The organism is Flavobacterium sp. YJ01 (assembly GCF_029320955.1).
In the GTDB taxonomy this organism is placed as follows: domain Bacteria; phylum Bacteroidota; class Bacteroidia; order Flavobacteriales; family Flavobacteriaceae; genus Flavobacterium.
Window position 1 is genome coordinate 2356239 of the sequence record NZ_CP119757.1, and the last position, 20103, is coordinate 2376341.

At 32.8% G+C, this 20103-nt stretch carries 16 protein-coding genes and 1 riboswitch; of the genes, 2 read left to right on the forward strand and 14 right to left on the reverse strand.

The window, feature by feature from the left end; translation table 11 throughout:
* Nucleotides 1-81 precede the first annotated feature (81 nt).
* From cysD to P0R33_RS10305, 3 genes are all read right to left on the reverse strand, one after another.
* Complete coding sequence (gene cysD, locus P0R33_RS10295; RefSeq protein ID WP_008466601.1) at nt 82-981, reverse strand: sulfate adenylyltransferase subunit CysD; 900 nt, start codon at nt 979-981, stop codon at nt 82-84.
* A gap of 157 nt (nt 982-1138) precedes the next feature.
* A complete protein-coding gene (locus P0R33_RS10300) occupies nt 1139-1849 on the reverse strand; it encodes a phosphoadenylyl-sulfate reductase (protein WP_276175352.1) in 711 nt (236 codons plus the stop codon).
* Nucleotides 1850-1875: 26 nt separating this feature from the next.
* Nucleotides 1876-2763 (reverse strand): sulfite exporter TauE/SafE family protein, encoded by an 888-nt coding sequence (locus tag P0R33_RS10305; RefSeq protein WP_276175353.1) that lies wholly within the window; start codon nt 2761-2763, stop codon nt 1876-1878.
* A gap of 312 nt (nt 2764-3075) precedes the next feature.
* On the opposite strand from P0R33_RS10305, the gene P0R33_RS10310 reads away from it, so the two are divergent.
* Nucleotides 3076-3858 carry a sulfite exporter TauE/SafE family protein gene (locus tag P0R33_RS10310; protein ID WP_276175354.1) on the forward strand — a complete coding sequence of 261 codons (783 nt, stop codon included), beginning with the start codon at nt 3076-3078 and terminating at the stop codon, nt 3856-3858.
* Nucleotides 3859-3950: 92 nt separating this feature from the next.
* On the opposite strand, the gene P0R33_RS10315 is transcribed toward P0R33_RS10310, so the two are convergent.
* The 9 genes from P0R33_RS10315 to P0R33_RS10355 all read right to left on the reverse strand — a co-directional run bounded on the left by P0R33_RS10315 (nt 3951) and on the right by P0R33_RS10355 (nt 14025).
* On the reverse strand, nt 3951-4361 hold the full coding sequence (locus P0R33_RS10315; protein WP_109191652.1) for an Rrf2 family transcriptional regulator: 411 nt from the start codon (nt 4359-4361) through the stop codon (nt 3951-3953).
* Nucleotides 4362-4638: 277 nt separating this feature from the next.
* Nucleotides 4639-5811, reverse strand: a complete 1173-nt coding sequence (locus tag P0R33_RS10320; protein ID WP_276175355.1) for an aminotransferase class I/II-fold pyridoxal phosphate-dependent enzyme — start codon at nt 5809-5811, stop codon at nt 4639-4641.
* A gap of 120 nt (nt 5812-5931) precedes the next feature.
* Nucleotides 5932-6357, reverse strand: coding sequence for an OsmC family protein (locus tag P0R33_RS10325; RefSeq protein WP_073408333.1), 426 nt, complete (start codon nt 6355-6357; stop codon nt 5932-5934).
* A gap of 198 nt (nt 6358-6555) precedes the next feature.
* The gene (gene thrA / locus P0R33_RS10330; RefSeq protein WP_276175356.1) at nt 6556-8970 is read right to left on the reverse strand and encodes a bifunctional aspartate kinase/homoserine dehydrogenase I; all 2415 of its coding nucleotides are present in this window, start codon (nt 8968-8970) and stop codon (nt 6556-6558) included.
* A 1-nt stretch (nt 8971) separates the two neighbouring features.
* Nucleotides 8972-9955 carry an alpha/beta fold hydrolase gene (locus tag P0R33_RS10335; RefSeq protein WP_276175357.1) on the reverse strand — a complete coding sequence of 328 codons (984 nt, stop codon included), beginning with the start codon at nt 9953-9955 and terminating at the stop codon, nt 8972-8974.
* An 81-nt stretch (nt 9956-10036) separates the two neighbouring features.
* Nucleotides 10037-10144: riboswitch (SAM riboswitch) on the reverse strand.
* A gap of 189 nt (nt 10145-10333) precedes the next feature.
* A complete protein-coding gene (locus tag P0R33_RS10340; RefSeq protein WP_276175358.1) occupies nt 10334-10537 on the reverse strand; it encodes a hypothetical protein in 204 nt (67 codons plus the stop codon).
* Between the two features lie 634 nt (nt 10538-11171).
* Nucleotides 11172-12260 carry an aspartate kinase gene (locus P0R33_RS10345; protein ID WP_276175359.1) on the reverse strand — a complete coding sequence of 363 codons (1089 nt, stop codon included), beginning with the start codon at nt 12258-12260 and terminating at the stop codon, nt 11172-11174.
* Between the two features lie 200 nt (nt 12261-12460).
* A complete protein-coding gene (locus P0R33_RS10350; RefSeq protein WP_276175360.1) occupies nt 12461-13765 on the reverse strand; it encodes an O-acetylhomoserine aminocarboxypropyltransferase/cysteine synthase family protein in 1305 nt (434 codons plus the stop codon).
* Between the two features lie 74 nt (nt 13766-13839).
* Nucleotides 13840-14025 carry a hypothetical protein gene (locus P0R33_RS10355; RefSeq protein ID WP_276175361.1) on the reverse strand — a complete coding sequence of 62 codons (186 nt, stop codon included), beginning with the start codon at nt 14023-14025 and terminating at the stop codon, nt 13840-13842.
* Nucleotides 14026-14699: 674 nt separating this feature from the next.
* On the opposite strand from P0R33_RS10355, the gene metK reads away from it, so the two are divergent.
* The gene (gene metK / locus P0R33_RS10360) at nt 14700-15950 is read left to right on the forward strand and encodes a methionine adenosyltransferase (RefSeq protein WP_057117586.1); all 1251 of its coding nucleotides are present in this window, start codon (nt 14700-14702) and stop codon (nt 15948-15950) included.
* 294 nt (nt 15951-16244) lie between these two features.
* Here metK and P0R33_RS10365 read toward each other — a convergent pair whose 3' ends face one another.
* Together P0R33_RS10365 and P0R33_RS10370 are read right to left on the reverse strand one after the other, a co-directional pair.
* Nucleotides 16245-17711 (reverse strand): M28 family peptidase, encoded by a 1467-nt coding sequence (locus P0R33_RS10365; RefSeq protein ID WP_276175362.1) that lies wholly within the window; start codon nt 17709-17711, stop codon nt 16245-16247.
* Nucleotides 17712-17855: 144 nt separating this feature from the next.
* On the reverse strand, nt 17856-20096 hold the full coding sequence (locus tag P0R33_RS10370) for a hypothetical protein (RefSeq protein WP_276175364.1): 2241 nt from the start codon (nt 20094-20096) through the stop codon (nt 17856-17858).
* Nucleotides 20097-20103: the final 7 nt, after the last annotated feature.

A 20103-nucleotide genomic window follows, 5' to 3' on the forward strand; every position in this document is an offset into this window, starting at 1 on the left:
AAATATTTAATCTGCTTTTTTTTGTTATTGTTGTAATTATTGAAGTTTTCAGCTATCAACTAAAAACTATCAACCAACAACTTAAAAGTATCCTTGTTGTTTTCTCTTTTCCATTGCAGCTTCAGAACGTTTGTCATCGATTCTGGCTCCTCTTTCTGAAATGGTTGATGATCTGATTTCTCCAACTACCTCTTCGATTGTTGCTGCGTAAGATTCAACAGCTGCTGTACAGCTCATATCTCCAACGGTTCTGAAGCGAACAATTCTTTCTTCGATTTGTTCGTCTTCTTCTTGGTACACAAAAGGAGAATGCGACCAGATTAAACCGTCTCTCAAAAAAACTTTTCTTTTATGTGAGAAATAGATTGACGGAATCTCGATTTTTTCTTTCTCGATATAACTCCAAACATCTAATTCTGTCCAGTTTGAAATTGGGAAAACACGAACGTTTTGACCATTTTCAATTTTTCCATTTAAAATATCAAACAACTCTGGTCTTTGATTTTTTTCGTCCCATTGTCCGAAATCATCACGAACAGAAAAAATACGTTCTTTAGCTCTTGCTTTTTCTTCATCACGACGCGCTCCACCAATACAAGCATCAAACTTAAATTCTTCAATTGCATCTAAAAGTGTTGTAGTCTGCAAGCTGTTACGACTTGAATATTTTCCAGTTTCTTCAACTACTTTTCCTTCATCAATAGCATCCTGAACATTACGAACGATCAACTCTAAACCTAATTCTTCTACCAATTTATCTCTGAAAGCAATTGTTTCAGGGAAATTGTGTCCCGTATCAACGTGTAATAGAGGAAACGGAATCTTAGCAGGGAAAAATGCTTTTTGCGCCAAACGCACTAATGTGATAGAATCTTTTCCTCCTGAGAAAAGTAAAACCGGTTTGTCAAACTGTGAAATTACTTCTCTGAAAATGTATATCGCTTCACTCTCTAAAGCGTTTGTTTTTAATACTGAACTCATTGTTTTTTTGTTTGATATTTTGTTGTGGAAAATTTTGTTTCAGGTTTAAAGTTTAAAGTTTCAAGTTGCCTGATCTAAAAATCTCCACTCTTTATTCTATAATCTATTTTCTATTCTCTAAAAAAGTCTTACCTCTTGCTTCTTTCTTCCAAAAAGTCTACTCTTTCTTAGCATTATGCAAACCACACTCTTTATGACTTGATTCCCACCACCATCTTCCGGCTCTGATATCTTCACCTGGGAAAATTGCTCTTGTACAAGGTGCGCAACCAATACTTACGAAACCTTGTTTGTGCAATACATTTTGAGGAACATTGTTTTCAGACAAATACGTTTCAACTTCTTCTAAAGTCCATTTTAATAACGGATTGAATTTTATGATTTCGAAGTTTCCATCATATTCAAACAAACTTAAATCGTGTCTGTTTTCTGATTGTTCTGCTCTTAAACCAGTAATCCAAACTGAATTTCCCGCTAAAGCTTTTCTTAACGGAACCACTTTTCGAATAAAACAGCATTCTTTTCTGTTTTCAACCGAATCGTAAAAGCTGTTTGGTCCTTTTGTTTTCAGAAGATTTTCTACTGAAGCAGCTTCCGGAAAATAAACCTCGATTGGTCTTTTGTATTTTTTTAATGTTTTATGAAAAACATCGTAAGTTTCCTGAAACAATCTTCCTGTATCTAAAGTAAACACCGTAATGTCTGTGTTGCTTTTGGCAATGAAATCTGTAATTACCTGATCTTCCTGACCGAAAGATGTCGAAAAAATTACTTTTCCCGGAAATTCTTTTGCTAAAAAAACTAAGGTTTCGTCAAGCGAAAGAGCTGCAGTTTTCTCTAATAATTCTTGTACAATAATCGCACTCATAATATCTTTTCTCCGTATCTAAAGAATTATAATAATTTAGATAATGTTTTTAAACTCAATAATATAATTAGAACTCCAACCGCAACCATCATTGGTTTTCTTTTGATTTTATTTACCAAAAATGCTGCTAATGGCGCTGAAATAACTCCTCCTAAAATCAATCCGATGATTACTTGCCAGCCAATGATTCCTCCAAAAAGCATAAAAGTTATACCGCTAGCAAACGAAATTGCAAACTCAGCTGCATTTACAGAACCAATAGTATATCTCGGATTTCTACCTCTTCCTAATAATGTTGAAGTTACAATTGGTCCCCAGCCACCGCCGCCAACAGAATCCATAAATCCTCCGAAAACTGCAAGTGCACTTAACTTTTTAGTTTTCTTTTTTACAATATTCTTTTTTAACGCTTTTCTAATAATGATAGCCGCTAAAACAATCATATAAACAGCAATAAATGGCTTAATTACATCACCGTCAATTACATCAGACAATAGATAAGCTCCTGTAATAGATCCTAAAACTCCAGGGATCAATAAATGCTTTACCAGTTTTTTATTGATGTTTCCGAAACGATGGTGAGAAAGTGCCGACGCTCCTGTTGTAAACATTTCCGACACGTGAACTGCTGTACTGCTCACAACTGGCGGAACTCCATAAGCCAATAAAAATGAAGTTGAAGTCGCTCCATAACCCATTCCTAAAGTTCCATCAACCAATTGAGCAAAAACTCCGATGGCAAAAAACACTAAAAATTCCTGATTGAATCCTGCTACAAATCCGTCCCAGGAAAATTCAGCGTGATGATTATATATCAAAGTGAATAACAAACCTACTAGTAAAACAACAGGAATTCCAATCCAAAGCTTCTCTTTAAAAGAGGCCGTATTATTTATATTCAGTTCTTTCTCCATGTTAACAAGCTTAAATTTGTTTTAAAAATCTATTACCCTATCGGGTTAGTAGATTACTTTGCAAAAATACTACTTATTTCTAAATTACAAAGCAATATTATTATTTTTTTACGCCCTCAATTAACCTTTTATTAGGTTCTAAAAGAGAGTTTTAAGAATTATGCAGTATAATTTCACAAATAATGATGTATTACAAGATATTTCAACAATTTATACAACAAAAAAATTTGGTTTTTAAATAGATTTTCTAATCTCTATAAAATCGATAGGATTATTATAAAAATATTGTATTTTAGCCCAAATTTTTTATTTATGGATTTTCAAATAGGTCTTGTAATCGCAGGATTAGTAGTTGGTTTTATTGTGGGATTGACTGGAGTTGGCGGCGGTTCTTTAATGACTCCAATTTTATTATATTTCAATATTCCGCCAACAACTGCAGTAGGAACAGATTTACTTTATGCCGCTTTTACCAAAGCCGGAGGTGTTTTTGTTCACAATAAAAAAGGAAACATTAACTGGAAAATTACAGGTTGGCTAACTCTTGGCAGCGTTCCTGCTTCTTTACTGACTTTGTGGATTTTAAACAGTATTAAAACGGATATTGAAACCATAAATGGCGTTATTAAATACAGTTTAGGTTGGGCATTGCTATTTACCTCTATTGCTATTATATTCAAAAATAAAATTTTAAAGTTCTCTCAAAAACATGCAGGAGATAAATTTCATACTGAAAGCGCAACACAAAACGCTCTTACAATTGGAATTGGAGTTTTATTAGGCGCAACCGTAACCTTGACTTCTATTGGAGCTGGCGCTTTAGGAACTGTAACTTTATTTTTCCTATATCCATTATTACCAACTCCTCGTTTGGTTGGAACCGAAATTGCACACGCTGTTCCTTTAACCTTAGTTGCTGGAATTGGACATGCAACAATGGGAAATTTAGATTTAGGCTTATTAGGACAATTATTAATGGGTTCGCTTCCTGGAATATACATGGGAAGTATGTTAAGCGGAAAAGTACCTGATCAGTTTCTTAGAAATGCTATTGCTGTGATGCTTTTCTTAGCTGGATATAAATTGATATTCTAGACAAGTTTTTAAAACATATAAGTAATGTAATTTCATTTTAGACTTATCTACAGCTTTTTTAAATGAACTTACATTACTTATATGGTGAAAAATTAAAAAGCGATATCTGCCAAAGAGTTACTTTCTAATATTTTAAGTGTATTATCACGAACTTCGGTCATTAAACGGCGCGCCGCACAAGTCGCTTCATCATCGCAGTCGTCGCATCTTTCGTAGAAATTATGACTTGCACATGGCAACAATGCAATTGGTCCTTCCAGAATTCTGTAGACTTTTGCCATACTGATATCTTTCGGATCTTTTATTAGATAATAACCACCGCCTTTTCCTTTTTTTGCTCCAAGAAATCCTGAGTTTCTCAACAGAAGCAAAATACTTTCTAAAAATTTTATCGAAATATGTTCGCTTTTCGCAATTTCGGCAATCTGAACTGGTTCATTATTTTCGCGTCTAGCTAAATAAGTCAAAGCTTTGATTCCGTATTTTGTCTTTTTTGAAAGCATCTTTATGTTTTAGAATGTAGTTGTAATGATTATTAAACTTCTACAAATTATTAAAGAACAAAAATATGCTTTTTGTTCGAACTATCACAAAAGAATAAAGTTAAATTCTACTAATTCTATCAAATTACTTCTTTTATTTTTTTCTAGACGTACAAAAATAGGCTTTTTACACAAGAAAGAATAAAAAAGACGATTTTTGATAGAAATGTTTGCTATCAAAAATCGTCTTTATATATTAGAAATTGAAAATCTAAAATCTTAAGTCTAAAATCTAAAATTAAGAAAGTGCTTGTTTTAAATCTGCAATTACATCTTCAACAGTTTCTAAACCAACAGAAACACGAACAAGACCTTGTGTGATTCCAACTGCTAATTGATCTTCTTCAGATAATTTACTATGTGTTGTAGAAGCTGGATGTGTAACAATGGTTTTTACATCGCCAATATTTGCAGAAAGAGAACATAATTTAATTTTATCTAAAAATTTCCTTCCTGCTTCAAGACCACCTTTAATTTCGATTGCAATAATGTTTCCGCCTAAACGCATTTGTTTTTTGGCAATTTCATATTTTGGATGTGATTTCAAGAATGGATATTTCACACTTTCAACATTCGGGTGACTTTCTAAAAATTCTGCCACTTTTAAAGCATTTTCACAATGTTTATCTACACGAACAGCCAAAGTTTCTAAACTTTTTGACAAAACCCACGCATTAAATGGTGACATTGCTGGTCCTGTATTTCTTGAAAACAAATAAATTTTACGAATCAGTTCTGCTTCTCCAACTGCAACTCCTCCTAAAACACGACCTTGACCATCAATTAACTTTGTTGCAGAATGCACCACAATATGAGCTCCGTATTTAATAGGCTGCTGAATATATGGCGTAGCAAAACAGTTATCAATTATTAAAATCAGATTGTGTTTTTTTGCAATCGCTCCTAATAATTCCAAATCAATTACGTCAACTCCAGGATTTGTTGGTGTTTCTGCGTATAAAATTTTAGTATTTGGTTGAATAAAACTTTCAATTGTTTCTGGCTTATTGATATCAAAATAGGTCGTTTCAATATTCCATTTTGGAAAATAAGTCATGAATAACGCATGAGTTGATCCAAAAACGCTTCCTGCAGATACAATGTGATCACCAGAATCCAACAATGCAGCAAAAGTAGAATAGATTGCAGCCATTCCTGTTGCGAAAGCATAACCTGCTTCTGCACCTTCCATTGCGCAAACTTTGTCAACAAATTCAGTTGTATTTGGATTACTGAAACGAGAATAAATATTACGAACTTTTTCTTCTGTAAAAGAAGCTCTCATATCCTCTGCATCTTCAAATATAAAACTTGAAGATAAGTACAAAGGCGTTGAATGTTCCTGAAATTGTGTTTTTTCTAAATGTGTTCTGATGGCTTGTGTTTCAAAACCAAATTCTTCTGTATTCATTGTGTTTTTTTTTGTTTTTTGTTTGAAGTTTCAGGTTTAATGTTTCAAGTTATCACTAAACCTAAAGTTCAAACTGTCTAAAGAAATTATCTAATTCCTCTAATTGACTAATTATCTAATTTACAAAGCTTCGTTGTTCAAGACAACTTTGTATTTAATTGTTGCTGTTGGCTCAACTGTTTTGGCAACCGAACAGTATTTCTCAAAAGAAAGCTGTGCCGCTTTTTTTGCTTTTTCTGGATTGATTTCTCCTTCTAAATAAAAAACCACATCGATTTCTTTAAAAGGTTTTGCTTCTTCAATTTGAACTCTCGTTCCTTCAACCTCAGCGTTAAAAGAAGTGATTTCCTGACGCTGTTTTTTTAAGATTGAAATCATATCGATAGCGCTGCAACCAGCAACTCCCATTAATACTAATTCCATTGGACTTGCACCTAAATCGCTTCCGCCAAATTCGGCTCTGCTGTCAACGTCAACTATGTGTCCGCGTTCATTTTTTACTTTAAAATGAAATGCGTCATTTACTCTGTTTAAAGTTACTTTCATTGTGTTGTTATTTTTTTTGTTTTTTTATTCGATTTCCTCAATCTTGTCATTTCGACGAAGGAGAAATCTTCGTTGATAAATCGACAAAGATTGACATCACTTTGTCGAGCTACTTGCGGAGATTTCTCCTTCGTCGAAATGACAAACTAGGCTTACAAATCTTAAATCTAAACTCTAAAATCTGCAATCTAAAATCAATTACCCTTTATCAGACAATCTCAAAATATCTCCAAAAACTCCTCTTGCTGTTACCGCAGAACCTGCACCAGCTCCTTGAATAACTATTGGACGATCTCCGTAAGATTCTGTGTAAATTTCGAAGAAAGAATCAGAACCTTTTAATCCGCCTAACGCAGTATCTTTTGGCACTGAAACTAGTTTTACTTCTAGATTTCCTTTATCATTTTGCAAATCTCCAGACAATTCACCGATATATCTTAAAACGTGATTTGGCTGTTGATCTGCTTTTATTTTAGCATAAATTGGATCAAATTCTTTCAGTTTAGTCAAGAAATCGGTAGCGCTTCCTTCACGCAAGTGCTCTGGAATTAAATTCTGAATTGAGATTTCTTCAAACTCATTTTGTAAATCTAATTCTCTTGCCAAAATCAATAATTTTCTACCAACATCATTTCCGCATAAATCTTCACGCGGATCTGGTTCTGTGTATCCGTTGTCAATTGCTTCTTGCAAGATTTCGCTGAAAGGCGCATCTTTCGCAGAGAAATTATTGAATAAATAACTTAATGTTCCTGAGAAAACTCCTTTAATTTTTGTGATATTTTCTCCTGAAAGGTGCAATAATTTAATCGTGTCAATTAATGGTAAACCTGCACCAACGTTAGTTTCATATAAATAATTCTTTTGGTTTTCTTCTAAAGCGCTTCTCAATTCTTTATAAAAACCATAGCTTAATGTATTCGCTACTTTATTCGAAGAAATCAAATCGAAACTGTTTTCTACAAGCGGAATATAGTTTTCAACAAAAGTTGCACTTGCAGTATTATCAATCGCAATTAAGTTTTCTAAATGATGTTCATTCGCGTAAGCAATAATATCTTTAATAGTGTAAGCTTCGCCTTTGGTTTCAATTTCATTTTTCCAATTGCCATTAACACCGTATTTGTTTAAAAGCAGTTTTTTAGAATTCGCTATAGCGAAAACATTCAGCTTAATGTCTTTACGTTTTTCGATTGCCGCAGCCGATTCTAAAATCTGATTGATTAAAGTTCCGCCCACTAATCCGTGACCAAAAATTGCAATGTTGATCTTTTTAGAAACTCCAAAAATCTCTCCGTGAATAACGTTCAAGGCTTTGTTTAGTTCTTCTTTTTTAACAACTAAACTCACGTTTTTACCTGTTACAGTGTTGTTGAACAAAATTGGAACAATTTTATTTTTGATTAAAGCTGTATATGGCTTGTGGAAAGTGCTCAAATCCTGACCAATAATCGAAATTACAGATACATTGTCTGTTACCGTAATCTGATTTACGTCTTTAGAATAAAAGTCATTTTCGAATTCTTTTTCTAATTCCACTACAGCGGTTGTTGCTTTATCAGTTGCCACAACCAATCCGATTCCTCTTTCTGAAGAACCTTGCGAAATAATGCTCACACTGATATTGTGATCTCCCATTACTTTAAAAATTCGAGCATCAACTCCGGCTTTTCCAAGTAATCCACGTCCTTCAAGATTTACAAGAGAGACATTTTCTAAAACAGAAAGCGTTTTAATTCCTTCTTTTGAAGAATCTGAAGTGATTAAAGTTCCGCGATTTTCGTGGTTGAAAGTATTTAAAATACGAAGCGGAATATTCTTTTCCAACAAAGGAATGATCGTTTTAGCATGCAAAATTGTCGCTCCAAAATTTGCCAGCTCATTTGCTTCATTGAATGACAAATATTCAATTTTCTTAGCATCAGCAACTAAATCTGGATTTGCCGTGTAAATTCCGTCTACGTGCGTGAAGTTTTGTAATTCTTCAGCATTCAAATAATTAGCGATTAACGAAGCGGTATAGTTACTGCCATTTCTACCTAAAGTAGTTGTGTCGTTGTTGTTGTTGGAACCAATGAAGCCTGTAACTATATTAACCGTTTCGCCGTTATGTGTTTTGAAATAATTAACTACATTTTTCTTAGAAAGCTGCTCTAAAGGCTGCGCATCACCAAATTTAGAATCGGTTTTCAACAATTCTCTTGTATCAACAAAGTTTGCTGGAATTCCTTTTTCTAACAAAATCGCTGTCAATAATTTAGCCGAAAGCAATTCTCCTTTTGACAAAATCTGATCTTTGATTTTTTTGCTGTAATCCCCAATTAAGCTTACTCCTTCAAAAAGTTTATCTAAGACATTAAATTCTTCAGACAAATCAACTTGTGGATAATCTGATATTTGATATTTTTTGAAATTTTCTAATAATTCTTTGTAACTGCCGTTTTTAGCAGCAATGCTTAAGATAAATTCTAATTCGTCAGTAGCATTTCCGCGTGCAGAAACTACAACGGCAATTTTTTCACCTTGACTTACTTTATCAGAAATGATAGAAACAACTTTGTTAAGTCCTTCTCCGTTTGCTAACGATTTACCTCCAAATTTTAATACTTTCATTTTATTTCTTTATTGTTTCTGCCTTAAAAATGTCGGCAAGTAAATGATCTAATTGTTTGTACTCGATTAAAAAAGCGTCATGTCCGTGAACCGAAACAATTTCGCTGTAGAAAACATTGTCTTTAAATTTCTTTAATTCTTCGTAGGTTTCGACATTTTCTTTGGCCGTAAAAAATAAGTCAGAATTGATTCCTACAATATGAATTGAAGCTTTTGTTTTGGACAATAAGTTTTCAAAACTTTCACTATTTCTAGTAATATCAATTGTTTTAAGCAACTGATTCATTAATTTATAAGAAGACAATTGAAATCTTTGCTGTAGTTTTTTCCCGTGATGTGCGAGCCAGCTTTCGATATTAAAAATCAAAAGATCTTGGTTAACGGTACGCTGAAATTTCTCTTTGAATGATTCTGGCGAACGGTAACAAAGCATCGCATGAATTCTGGCATCTTCAATTGGTTTTGAAGAATTATTCAAGATTTGTTCTTGCAGAAAACAGTTTGCAATAAGCCAGTCTGTAGATTTCCAGTCGCTCGCAATCGGAATAAGATTTTCTGTGATGTTTGGTTCTAAAGCTAAAATTTCCCATGCAATTCCGCCGCCAACAGAACCTCCGATAATGGCAAAAAGTTTTTCAATTTGTAAAGCTTTAATTCCTTCAACAAAAATTCTAGCTACATCTCTAGCTGTAAAATCAAGATAATTTTCGATTAAAAAAGAATTTGTTCCGTTTCCTGGAACATCAAAAGCTAAAATGGTATAAACAGAAGTATCTATCGTTTTACCTTCGCCAATTAAATTATTCCACCAACCATTCTCACCAGTAACTTCAGCGTTTCCCGTTAGGGCATGATTAACCAAAACAATAGGCGCGCTGTGCAAAGATTGCCCTGCCAGCGTAAAATGTAAAGGTATAGAATGATAAGTTGCACCACTTTCTGTGATGAAATCTTGAATTATAATAGGGTTTGGTATATTTTCCAATTTCAAATCTGTTGTATTATCTGATTTGTATTATGGAAATATTAGAAAGAAAAAACTAGAGTAAACTAGAAAAAATTCTTGTTGTTATCTTTCCACGTTGGGCGTGGTAGAATGTAGCACCTTCTTCGTTTTACCGAAGGGTTGCTAAGGATTCATCGGGTCTAATCCCTCGTCCTTTCTTTATAACATTTCAATACGTTTTTGAACTTAATGGTGCAAATTAACTACTATTTTCTTAAACAAACAAATTTTATCTAAAAGTGTTTGTTAAATTTCTGAGTCTTACTTTAGCAAAAACTATTATACGCAAAAATTTACCGAACATAAATGCCCAGTAAAATTAAGCAGGTTTTAACCTAGTTTATGTCGCTTTTCTGTTTAGATAAAAAGCGTTTCATTCTCTTTTGAATACATTAAAAACAATAAAGAATTTGGTACTTTTTTCGTTGTACTTTTTCCTTCTTCCGTAATTCCGAATCTTGGGTGAGCCAATTCGTTTGTTGGCAGCGGCGGATTATTTTTTCTTGTCCTTCTGTTTTTCAAATTTGAAATTTTTTCTGCTAAGTAGTTCAATGTGCTCATGATATTAAGTTTTAGTTCAGTTTGCGTTTTATAATCTTTATTTCTCGTTTATGTTTGTGTTAAATCGTTTAAAAGAATAAAAAAACCCTTTTGGATTCTTAGATACCAAAAGGGTTTAAGTTTTTAAACTCATTTATACTTTTTAGTATCAACAGACCAGCACGCAAATAAGCGCGACAGTAAACATCTTATTGTTCACCTGTAAGGATTTATTCATCTGTGATTTATATTTTATTTTTAAATTCTGCATTTGTGTAAAATTAAAAAGCCTCCCAAAATTTTTCGGGAGGCTTTTACTATATATTGTGTTTTCTTACAATTTTTAAGCAATAGACAACCCAGCCTCGGTAATAACCGAAATGGCACAAAACATTTTGTTGACTTTTAAGTTCATTTGATTTCTAGTAGTTTTTGGGTATAACAAATATGCAACTATTTTTTTTATTACACAAATGAAAATCAAGAATTTAATTACAAAATTCGTTAAAATTGTGTTTTTTTACGACAAATACCGTCTTACAAAAACAAACAGAGTAAAAAACCTACAAAAATATTGACTTTTCTCACTAATTTCGCTTGACAAATCAGCTTATCAAAGAACTTTAAACTTTTTCTTTCCTACTTTTAAAAAAAATTACAGCCAGACCGCTTCTTTATTTCTAATTTTTTCGGCAATTTTCAAAATATCACTTATAATTCCCCTCGAAATAGCTTGTTTACACGGCGGTGCGCTTTGAATTACAATCGGAACATTAGCGTACGATTTTGTATAAATTTCAAAAATAGTATCCGAACCTTTCAATTGTCCGATAGCAGAATCTATGGGCTCAGAAATCAATTTGACTTCTAAATTGCCGCTTTCGACATCAAATTCGCCAACATATCTTAAAACATGATTTTCTGCCTGAGTAATTTTGGCAATTTTGAATGCTTTATCGACCGCATCTTTATTTAGTACGCCATTCTTTTCGAGATGCTGTTCTGTAATAAAAGGTCTAATTTTAATATCTGAAAACTCAAAATCTTTTCCAATTTCTCGGGCAAGAATCAAGAGTTTCCTAGCGGTATCATTTCCAGACAAATCTTCTTTAAAAGTAGATTTCATTAAACCTAAAAGACTCGCATCTTTTAAGACAGAAGAGAATGTCACATCTTCTGATGAAAAACGATTAAAAACATAACTCAAATTATCTGAGAATACACCTCGAATTTTGGTGATTTTTTCTCCCGAATAATACAAATCTCTTAAAGTTTGCAAAACTGGAATGCCAGTATCGACCGAAGTTTCATACAAAAACTCTTTGTCATGCTTTTTGAGATTTACTCGCAAGTCTTTATACAGATCTATTGGTAACGTATTTGCTTTTTTATTTACTGCTACAATATTAAATCCGTTTTCGATCAGAGTTTTATAATGTTTCACCAATTCGTCACTAGCGGTTGCGTCTACAGCAATAAGATTTTCAAATTCGTTTTCTTTGGCAAATTCAATAACATCTTCGACTTTAAAAGGAACAGCCAATTGTCTAAAATTGGTTTCCCAAGAATAACCAACTCCTTCTTTTTCAAAAAAAGCAACTGTCGAATTGGTAATAATCGGAAAATGAAAATCGACATTTTTACTTTCCAGAAAAAACTCCTGACTTTCGATTATCTGATTAATCAAAGTACTTCCGATATTTCCAATTCCAAAAAGGATAATGTTTATTTTAAGCTTTGACATAATTTTTGTTTTTTAACCATACAAGTGATATAAGTTCATTTAAAATATTTTTATTTAAAAGTTTAAACGTGTTGTATGCGTCTTTACTAAAATGAACTTATATCACTTATATGGTTTAATTTTTATAATAATGCTTTTCACAAAAAATTACCTTTAGCACATTGACTAAAGGCAATCTTTCAAACAAAAAACAAAAAAACCTAGTTTTTATTTATGCTGTATTGAGAAAGTGCAACACTTTGAAAAACAGCTTGAAGATCTGCAATCAAATCTTCTATATCTTCAATTCCGACAGACAAACGAATCAAATCTTTAGAAACTCCAGTTTCAGCTTGTTCTGCTTCTGTTAATTGCTGATGCGTAGTACTTGCAGGATGAATAATTAATGATTTTGTGTCTCCAATATTTGCTAATAATGAGAATAATTTAGTTTCGTCTACTACTTTTTTTGCCGCATCAAAACCGCCTTTTAATCCAAAAGTGATAATTCCGCTTTGACCTTCTGGCAAGTATTCTTTAGCTAAATCATTGTATTTACTTGATTTTAAACCTGGATAATTTACCCAAACCACCTCATCTTGTTTCTCCAACCATTCGGCCAAAGCCAAAGCATTCTCACTATGTTTCTTGATTCGGATTGGAAGTGTTTCTAATCCCTGAATAATTTGAAAAGCATTAAACGGACTCAAAGCAGAACCGAAATCACGCAAACCTTCTATTCGAGCTTTTGCAATAAAAGCAGCATTTCCTAAAGCTTCGTGATAAACCAATCCGTGATATCCAGCAGATGGTTCGGTAAATTCTGGGAATTTTCCGTTTGACCAATCAAAATTACCCGCATCGATGATAACGCCTCCTAACGAAGTTCCGTTTCCTGCGATATATTTAGTTAAGGAATGAATTACAATATCGGCACCATATTTAATTGGGTTTAATAAATAAGGTGTCGCAACTGTATTATCTACTATAAATGGCACTTTGAATGCTTTGGCTTCTGCCGAGATTGCTTTTAAATCCAAAACGTCTAATTTTGGGTTTCCAAGAGATTCAACAAAAAAAGCTCTAGTATTTTCTTTAGCTGCTTTGGTGAAATTTTCTGGTTTTGAAGGATCTACAAATGTTGTTGTAATTCCTAATCTTGGCAGAGTAACTTTCAATAAGTTATAAGTTCCGCCATATAAACTGTTTGATGCAACAATATGATCTCCAGCTTTTAGCAAAGTCAACAAAGTTGTAGAAATTGCCGACGCTCCAGAAGCCGTTACTACAGCTCCAATTCCGCCTTCAAGCGCAGCAAGTCTTTGTTCTAAAACATCATTTGTTGGATTATTTAATCTCGTATAAATAAATCCTGCTTCGGCAAGACCAAATAAATTGGCCGCATGATCGGCATTATTAAATACATATGAAGATGTTTGATAAATAGGCACGGCTATAGTTGATCCATTTTTTGTAACGTCGTGTCCTGCGTGTAGTGCGTTTGTTGCAAATTTTTGTGTGCTCATGATTTCTTAGTTTTTTAGGTATTGTTAATACGTTTATATTGTAATTGATTTTTGAAATTGTAATTGAATTTGATTTAAGCAAAAAGATTTTCTGCTTCTTCTTCAAGGTCATACAAATGAAACAGCAATGATTTTTGAGTTTTAATACGCTGTTCAGGATTATATTTTTCAGCTTCTGCTGCTTCTTCAGAATTATTATTTAAAGAATTATTTCTTAACAAATATTGAAATGCGATTGTATTTATATCTAATGTTTTCATGGTTTAAATTTTTAAGAGATTGAAATAAAAAAAAGCCCTTTCGGATGGCTTACCAAAAGGGCTTATAGTTGAAACTATAACAAAGATTCGATCTTTCACTTTTGGCAACAGCAACTTTGGATACACATTGGCATCTTACAACACATCATCATTTTATTTACTGTTGAATTTTTCATTTCTTATTCTTTTACTTTTTTTGATTACATAAAAAAACCTCTGCTGTTTGGCAGAGGTTTTTATTGTATTTGTAGACTTAGTTACTAAACAATAGAGTTACTCTGCGGATAATTCCGACATCATGCAACACATATTTTTAGCTACTAAATTCATTTTCTTTTTGTTTAATAAGGCAAATTTGAGAACTTTTTTTGAAACCACCAAATAAAAACCAAATTATTTTCCATTACCCTATCAAATTAATATGCTATTGTTAAATTTCTCCTATAAAAAATAAAAAAAGTTGAACTTTAATTTGCAAATCAAAATGGTTTTATACCTTTGCACCCGAAACAGAGGAAAAATTTGAACTGATTGCAACCTCTTCATAATGAAATGATTTCGTTATGAATGCTGAAAAATTCCTTTCAGTAGTAAAAAATGCTAAAGCAGGAACTCTCCTTTAGCCCTTTTTAGCAATTATTTTTCTCGATTAATTTTAAATTTAATACATTATTATGGCTTATTTATTTACGTCAGAATCTGTTAGTGAAGGGCATCCAGACAAAGTTGCAGATCAAATTTCGGATGCATTAATTGACAACTTTTTGGCATTTGATGCTGACTCAAAAGTAGCATGTGAAACTTTAGTTACTACAGGTCAGGTAATTCTGGCTGGTGAAGTAAAGTCTAATACTTATTTAGATGTACAGCAAATTGCGCGCGAAGTAATCCGTAAAATTGGATATACTAAAAGCGAGTATATGTTTGAAGCAAATTCTTGCGGGATTCTTTCAGCTATTCACGAACAATCTGCTGATATTAATCAGGGAGTAGACAGAGCAAAGCCAGAAGAGCAAGGAGCTGGAGATCAAGGAATGATGTTTGGTTACGCGACAAACGAAACTGAAAACTTCATGCCGTTGGCTCTTGATTTATCTCATAAATTATTACAAGAGTTAGCTATTTTAAGACGCGAGAATAAAGAAATCACTTATTTACGTCCAGATGCTAAATCTCAAGTAACTTTAGAATATAGCGATGATAACAAACCAACTCGTATTGACGCGATTGTTATCTCAACTCAACATGATGATTTTGATGAAGAAGCTGCAATGTTGGCTAAAATCAAAAAAGATATTATCGAAATCTTGATTCCAAGAATTATCGCTAAAAACCCTGAGCATGCTCATTTATTTAACGATAAAATCAACTACCATATTAACCCAACAGGAAAATTCGTTATTGGAGGTCCTCACGGAGATACTGGTTTAACAGGAAGAAAAATTATCGTTGATACTTACGGAGGAAAAGGTGCTCACGGTGGTGGTGCATTCTCTGGAAAAGATCCAAGTAAAGTTGATAGAAGTGCTGCTTATGCAACGCGTCATATTGCTAAAAACTTAGTTGCTGCTGGTGTTGCTGACGAAATCTTAGTTCAGGTTTCTTACGCAATTGGAGTTGCTGAACCAATGGGAATCTTCATTGAAACTTACGGAACTTCTAAAGTAAATTTAACTAACGGTGAAATCGCTAAAAAAGTAGAAGCTATCTTCGATATGCGTCCTTATTTTATCGAACAACGTTTAAAATTAAGAAACCCAATTTATAGCGAAACTGCTGCTTACGGACACATGGGACGTAAACCAGAAACGGTAACTAAAACTTTCTCTGCTCCAGGCGGAAACGAAAAAACAGTTACTGTTGAATTGTTTACATGGGAAAAACTTGATTTTGTTGACCAAGTAAAAGCTGCATTTGGATTGTAATTCGATCTGAAACATTTACATACAAAAAAGGCTGTCTATTATATTGAACAGCCTTTTTTATTTTTACTTATTTATGTGAATGCAACGCAGATGAAACGGATTCGCTATTGCGAAAACGTGGATTTAAACGGATTTTTTCTTTATTTATAACCTGAAAAGCATAAAAAAAGGCTCTCTAAAATATTAGAGAGCCTTTTTTTTATATACAATTAAATTTGATTGTAATTTTAAAAATCCGATTTAATTCGCGTCTTTACGAAGTAAATCCGTTTCATCCGCGTCTTAAATAAAGCTTTATCTTTCCAATTGCACATTTGGCAATGTTTTAGGACGGTTAGCATCGTTTGATAAAATCCAACCTGTTCTGTAAATCCATTCGGTCATTTTGTGCAGTTTCACGAAATCAATATTTTCAGATTCATCCATTGGAGTATGGTATTGACTATGCAGCACACTGGTAAAGAAAACTGCAGGAATTCCTTTTCTTGCATACGGTAAATGGTCAGAACGGAAGTAAAAATATTCTGGATGTTCTGGTCTGTCCCAAAGTTTATCCAAATCAAATTTCGGACCTTCGTCATTAGCTCTTTTGGCAACTGCCACTAAATCAGATGAATTTTCGTGTGGCGAACTCGAACCTAATAAAGCAGCTTGATTTACATTGTTTCTTCCAATCATATCGCCATTTAAAACCGCTATGATATCTTTTTCAGGAACAGTCGGATGCGATGCATACCATCTTGAACCTAACAAACCACGTTCTTCTGAACCATGAAATACAAATAACGATGTTCTTTTTCCAGGCTGTTTTTTATAAGCTCTTGCAATCGCTAACATAGCAACACATGTACTGGCGTTATCGTCTGCTCCATTATAGATAGAATCTTGTCCGTATTTTTGGCGTACTCCATCATGATCTTGGTGTCCGCTGAAAAGAACGTATTCATTTTTTAGTTTTGCATCAGTTCCAGTAATTGTTCCGACAACATTTACTGAAGGATATTTATAGGTTTCAGAAACTACTTCTGCCGATAAAACATCTTTAGTCGATTTTAAATATTCTAGCTGATTTCCGTGCACCCAAAAAACAGGCATTGTTGCACCAATTTTATCACGAAATCCTTCAATTCCATAAATTCCTCTTGTCATTTGCGGTTCTACTTGAGACCAACTTTGTTCTGCCAATTCATCTGCAACCATAATAAGTGCCACAGCACCTTTTTTAACAACAAGATCATAATATTTATTTCTTACCAAACCTGGATAGCGTCTGTCAAATAACGAAATATCATCTGCAATTCCTTCTTTTGATGCTAGTAAAACAACTGCTTTTCCTTTTAAATCAGCTTTATCAATTTCTTCTTTAGTTGCCGCACCCAAATACACTAACGAACCTTCAACTTTTATATTAGTCGTTTCTGCAACCAAAACATCTTTCCATAATTTGTATTCTTTTTGTCCAATTTTGAATTTTGAATTTGGCGTAACTTGATGTCTATACAAATCAAAAAACTGGAAATACGTTCCATCATCACCCGCTGGAGCCATTCCGGCTTCTTTAGCTTTATTTTCCAACCACATTGAAACTTTTAGTTCATCTAAAGTTCCTGCTTCTCGACCATTAAAATGGTCACCAGCCATTTGATACATATCTGTTCTAAGATCTTTATCTGTTATGGCAGAAACTAATGGTTTTTTAACTGCCTGCGCAAAAGTCAATGCTCCAGATGCAAGTAAAACCAGAATCATTTTGTTTTTCATAGATTTTAATTTTATGTCATAAAATTAATCATTTCATGGAAAAATTTTATTTTTTTATCACTTAAAACAGCATTTGAGCATAAAAAATTAAACAAAAATGGCTATCCAAACAGACAGCCATCATATTTATGCGATTACTTTGTTTTAATAATTTCCGTTTTGCATTTTAGTCAAAACTTCTTTTATTTCCTCCGCTGTTGTTGCATCTGTATTTGCGTCTAAATATTTAACTGCCAAAGTCTGTGTTTCAATTGCTTTTTGTTTTTGTCCGTCTTTATAATACAACTGCGCAAGTGTATCTAAATAATATGGATTATTTTTAGTTACGGCCAAACTATATTCAGACCATTTTATGGCATCTTTTAAATAATTTGCATTCATTTGATTTTCTACAACAGTCCAAGCGGCAGAATTGGCTGTACTAGAATGATATTCTTTAAATGAATTCCATCCATCGTAAGAATAACTTGAACTAGAATCTAAACCAGAAAACATTGCATCTAATTTCTCGATTGGGCTTCCGCCTGAAAGAGCTGAATCGAAATAAGCATTAAATTCTTTTAAATAAGTTGTATTAGAACCGTCATTTTCTTGAAGCTGACTTAGATAATAAAAGTAATTTCTATAAGCATCAAAGTTTCCTTTTCCAGATGCAATGATCTTTTTATAAACAGAATTGATTTTATCCTTATTTACATCTCCCGTTAAACCATCTTGAGAAGCGTAAAGATTTTGCTGTAAAGCATTAGAAACTTCAGAAACCGCATTATTAAGAGCGTGAATCTCTCCTGCTTTGGTATTAAATGCGGCGCGATTATTTTCTATTTCTTCAGAATGTTTGAGAATATAATCTATAGCCAAGAAATCGGTATCATTTAAAATTCTATCTTCATTAAAAAGCTGTTTAGTAAATCCTAAATTCTTGATTTCTTTAATGATGGTTTCTGCCAAATACATATTTACCTGCTTATCTTTTTGATGTGCTTCGATCAATTTTTTCCAAGCTTGTGCAAGTTCTTTTTTGTCTAAAGCCGTTTTTGTAACTACAAATTCTGTCGAAATGCTATTATCAACATTATATTCATAATCATAAGATGATTCTAATGCAGCAGCTTTATTAAAAGCATAAATTAAATCGGCATCTGAAGCTTTTTTACTTTTTAAAACATTATCTAAAGAAACAAAAGCATCGGCTCTGAGAAGTTTACGATAGAAATCGCCATAATAATTAAACTGATATTTCTGTGTTTCTAAATCAGATTTTGCGATAGCCAATATATTTCCTTGTCCGTTTAAAACAACAATACTAGGATCGCTGGTTATTTTATTATTTTTCAGCCATTTTTTATCATCGGCTCCAGCCAAATAATAATTAAAAACATCATAAAGAGCATTGTATCCATCGTACATGCTGTAACCAGTTTGCGTTTCTTGATCTTTTACAAAAAAATCAAAACTTTCTTTTGCTGTTTTTTTACTGTCTACATAAACTCCTAAAAACTTATTATTATTTGAATTTTTAGTTTCGGAAATCGCCTTGTTTAAGCTATTTTCAATCTTTAGTTTAAAATTATATTGATTGTAAACTGGCGGAGCTACTGTTAAATCTGTCGCAGCGACAGCAGTATCTACAGCTACTCCTGCTCCATAATCGTAACTTGAAACATCTTCTTTTCCTGGATAAGTCCAATTTGAAACAGATGTACTTTCTAACGGAATTACTTTTGAAGTTTTCTTAACTGGCTGCGGATCTTTTGCATTAGTAAAAACCAATGGATTAACTCCAGATTTCTCTGAAATTCTTAATTCGTTAGTAGTTTTATCAAAAAAGCCGAAAATTTTTAAATCACCTAAAACCGCTAATTCATAAGTTATGGTAATTTCTGAAACATCTTTAGGAAGTTCGTATTTAAAAACATCGCTTTTTCCGTCGTATTCTTCGTAAACTAAATATAGAAAGTCTGTTTTTTCAATTTCAAACTCTAAATTATTTTTAGTCCAATTGGGGTCTTGTTTAGAACGAATATCAGAAAGTCTTTGATATTTAACTTCTTCTTTTCCTTTTTGTGTTCCTATATAAAAAGAATAATAGGAAGGATCTATAAAGTTTACTTTTATATTTTTAGCTTTTTTATCGATTTTAAAATCAAGATCGAAGCTATTTCCCGATGGAGTATTTTTGACAAATAATAACGAATCGCCTTTTATTGCATATTCGCCCGAATAAAATACTAACTCATATTTATTATCATCTAATAAGTTCAGTTTAATTTTTTGGCCTTTATTGTTTGATATATAAGTTCCTTTTTCAATCTCTTTTGTTTGAGAAAAAGACGTAAAAACTGTCGAAGTAAATAGCAGTAAACTCCAAATAAAATTGCGCATAATATAA

Excerpts from the sequence above, each read along its gene's own strand:
- P0R33_RS10350 (WP_276175360.1), bottom strand. The coding sequence starts at position 13,765 with ATGAGCACACAAAAATTTGCAACAAACGCACTACACGCAGGACACGAC.
- thrA (WP_276175356.1), bottom strand. The coding sequence starts at position 8,970 with ATGAAAGTATTAAAATTTGGAGGTAAATCGTTAGCAAACGGAGAAGGA.
- P0R33_RS10345 (WP_276175359.1), bottom strand. The coding sequence starts at position 12,260 with ATGTCAAAGCTTAAAATAAACATTATCCTTTTTGGAATTGGAAATATC.
- P0R33_RS10325 (WP_073408333.1), bottom strand. The coding sequence starts at position 6,357 with ATGAAAGTAACTTTAAACAGAGTAAATGACGCATTTCATTTTAAAGTA.
- P0R33_RS10305 (WP_276175353.1), bottom strand. The coding sequence starts at position 2,763 with ATGGAGAAAGAACTGAATATAAATAATACGGCCTCTTTTAAAGAGAAG.
- P0R33_RS10320 (WP_276175355.1), bottom strand. The coding sequence starts at position 5,811 with ATGAATACAGAAGAATTTGGTTTTGAAACACAAGCCATCAGAACACAT.
- P0R33_RS10370 (WP_276175364.1), bottom strand. The coding sequence starts at position 20,096 with ATGCGCAATTTTATTTGGAGTTTACTGCTATTTACTTCGACAGTTTTT.
- P0R33_RS10365 (WP_276175362.1), bottom strand. The coding sequence starts at position 17,711 with ATGAAAAACAAAATGATTCTGGTTTTACTTGCATCTGGAGCATTGACT.
- P0R33_RS10355 (WP_276175361.1), bottom strand. The coding sequence starts at position 14,025 with ATGAAAACATTAGATATAAATACAATCGCATTTCAATATTTGTTAAGA.
- cysD (WP_008466601.1), bottom strand. The coding sequence starts at position 981 with ATGAGTTCAGTATTAAAAACAAACGCTTTAGAGAGTGAAGCGATATAC.
- P0R33_RS10300 (WP_276175352.1), bottom strand. The coding sequence starts at position 1,849 with ATGAGTGCGATTATTGTACAAGAATTATTAGAGAAAACTGCAGCTCTT.
- P0R33_RS10340 (WP_276175358.1), bottom strand. The coding sequence starts at position 10,537 with ATGAGCACATTGAACTACTTAGCAGAAAAAATTTCAAATTTGAAAAAC.
- P0R33_RS10315 (WP_109191652.1), bottom strand. The coding sequence starts at position 4,361 with ATGCTTTCAAAAAAGACAAAATACGGAATCAAAGCTTTGACTTATTTA.
- P0R33_RS10310 (WP_276175354.1), top strand. The coding sequence starts at position 3,076 with ATGGATTTTCAAATAGGTCTTGTAATCGCAGGATTAGTAGTTGGTTTT.
- metK (WP_057117586.1), top strand. The coding sequence starts at position 14,700 with ATGGCTTATTTATTTACGTCAGAATCTGTTAGTGAAGGGCATCCAGAC.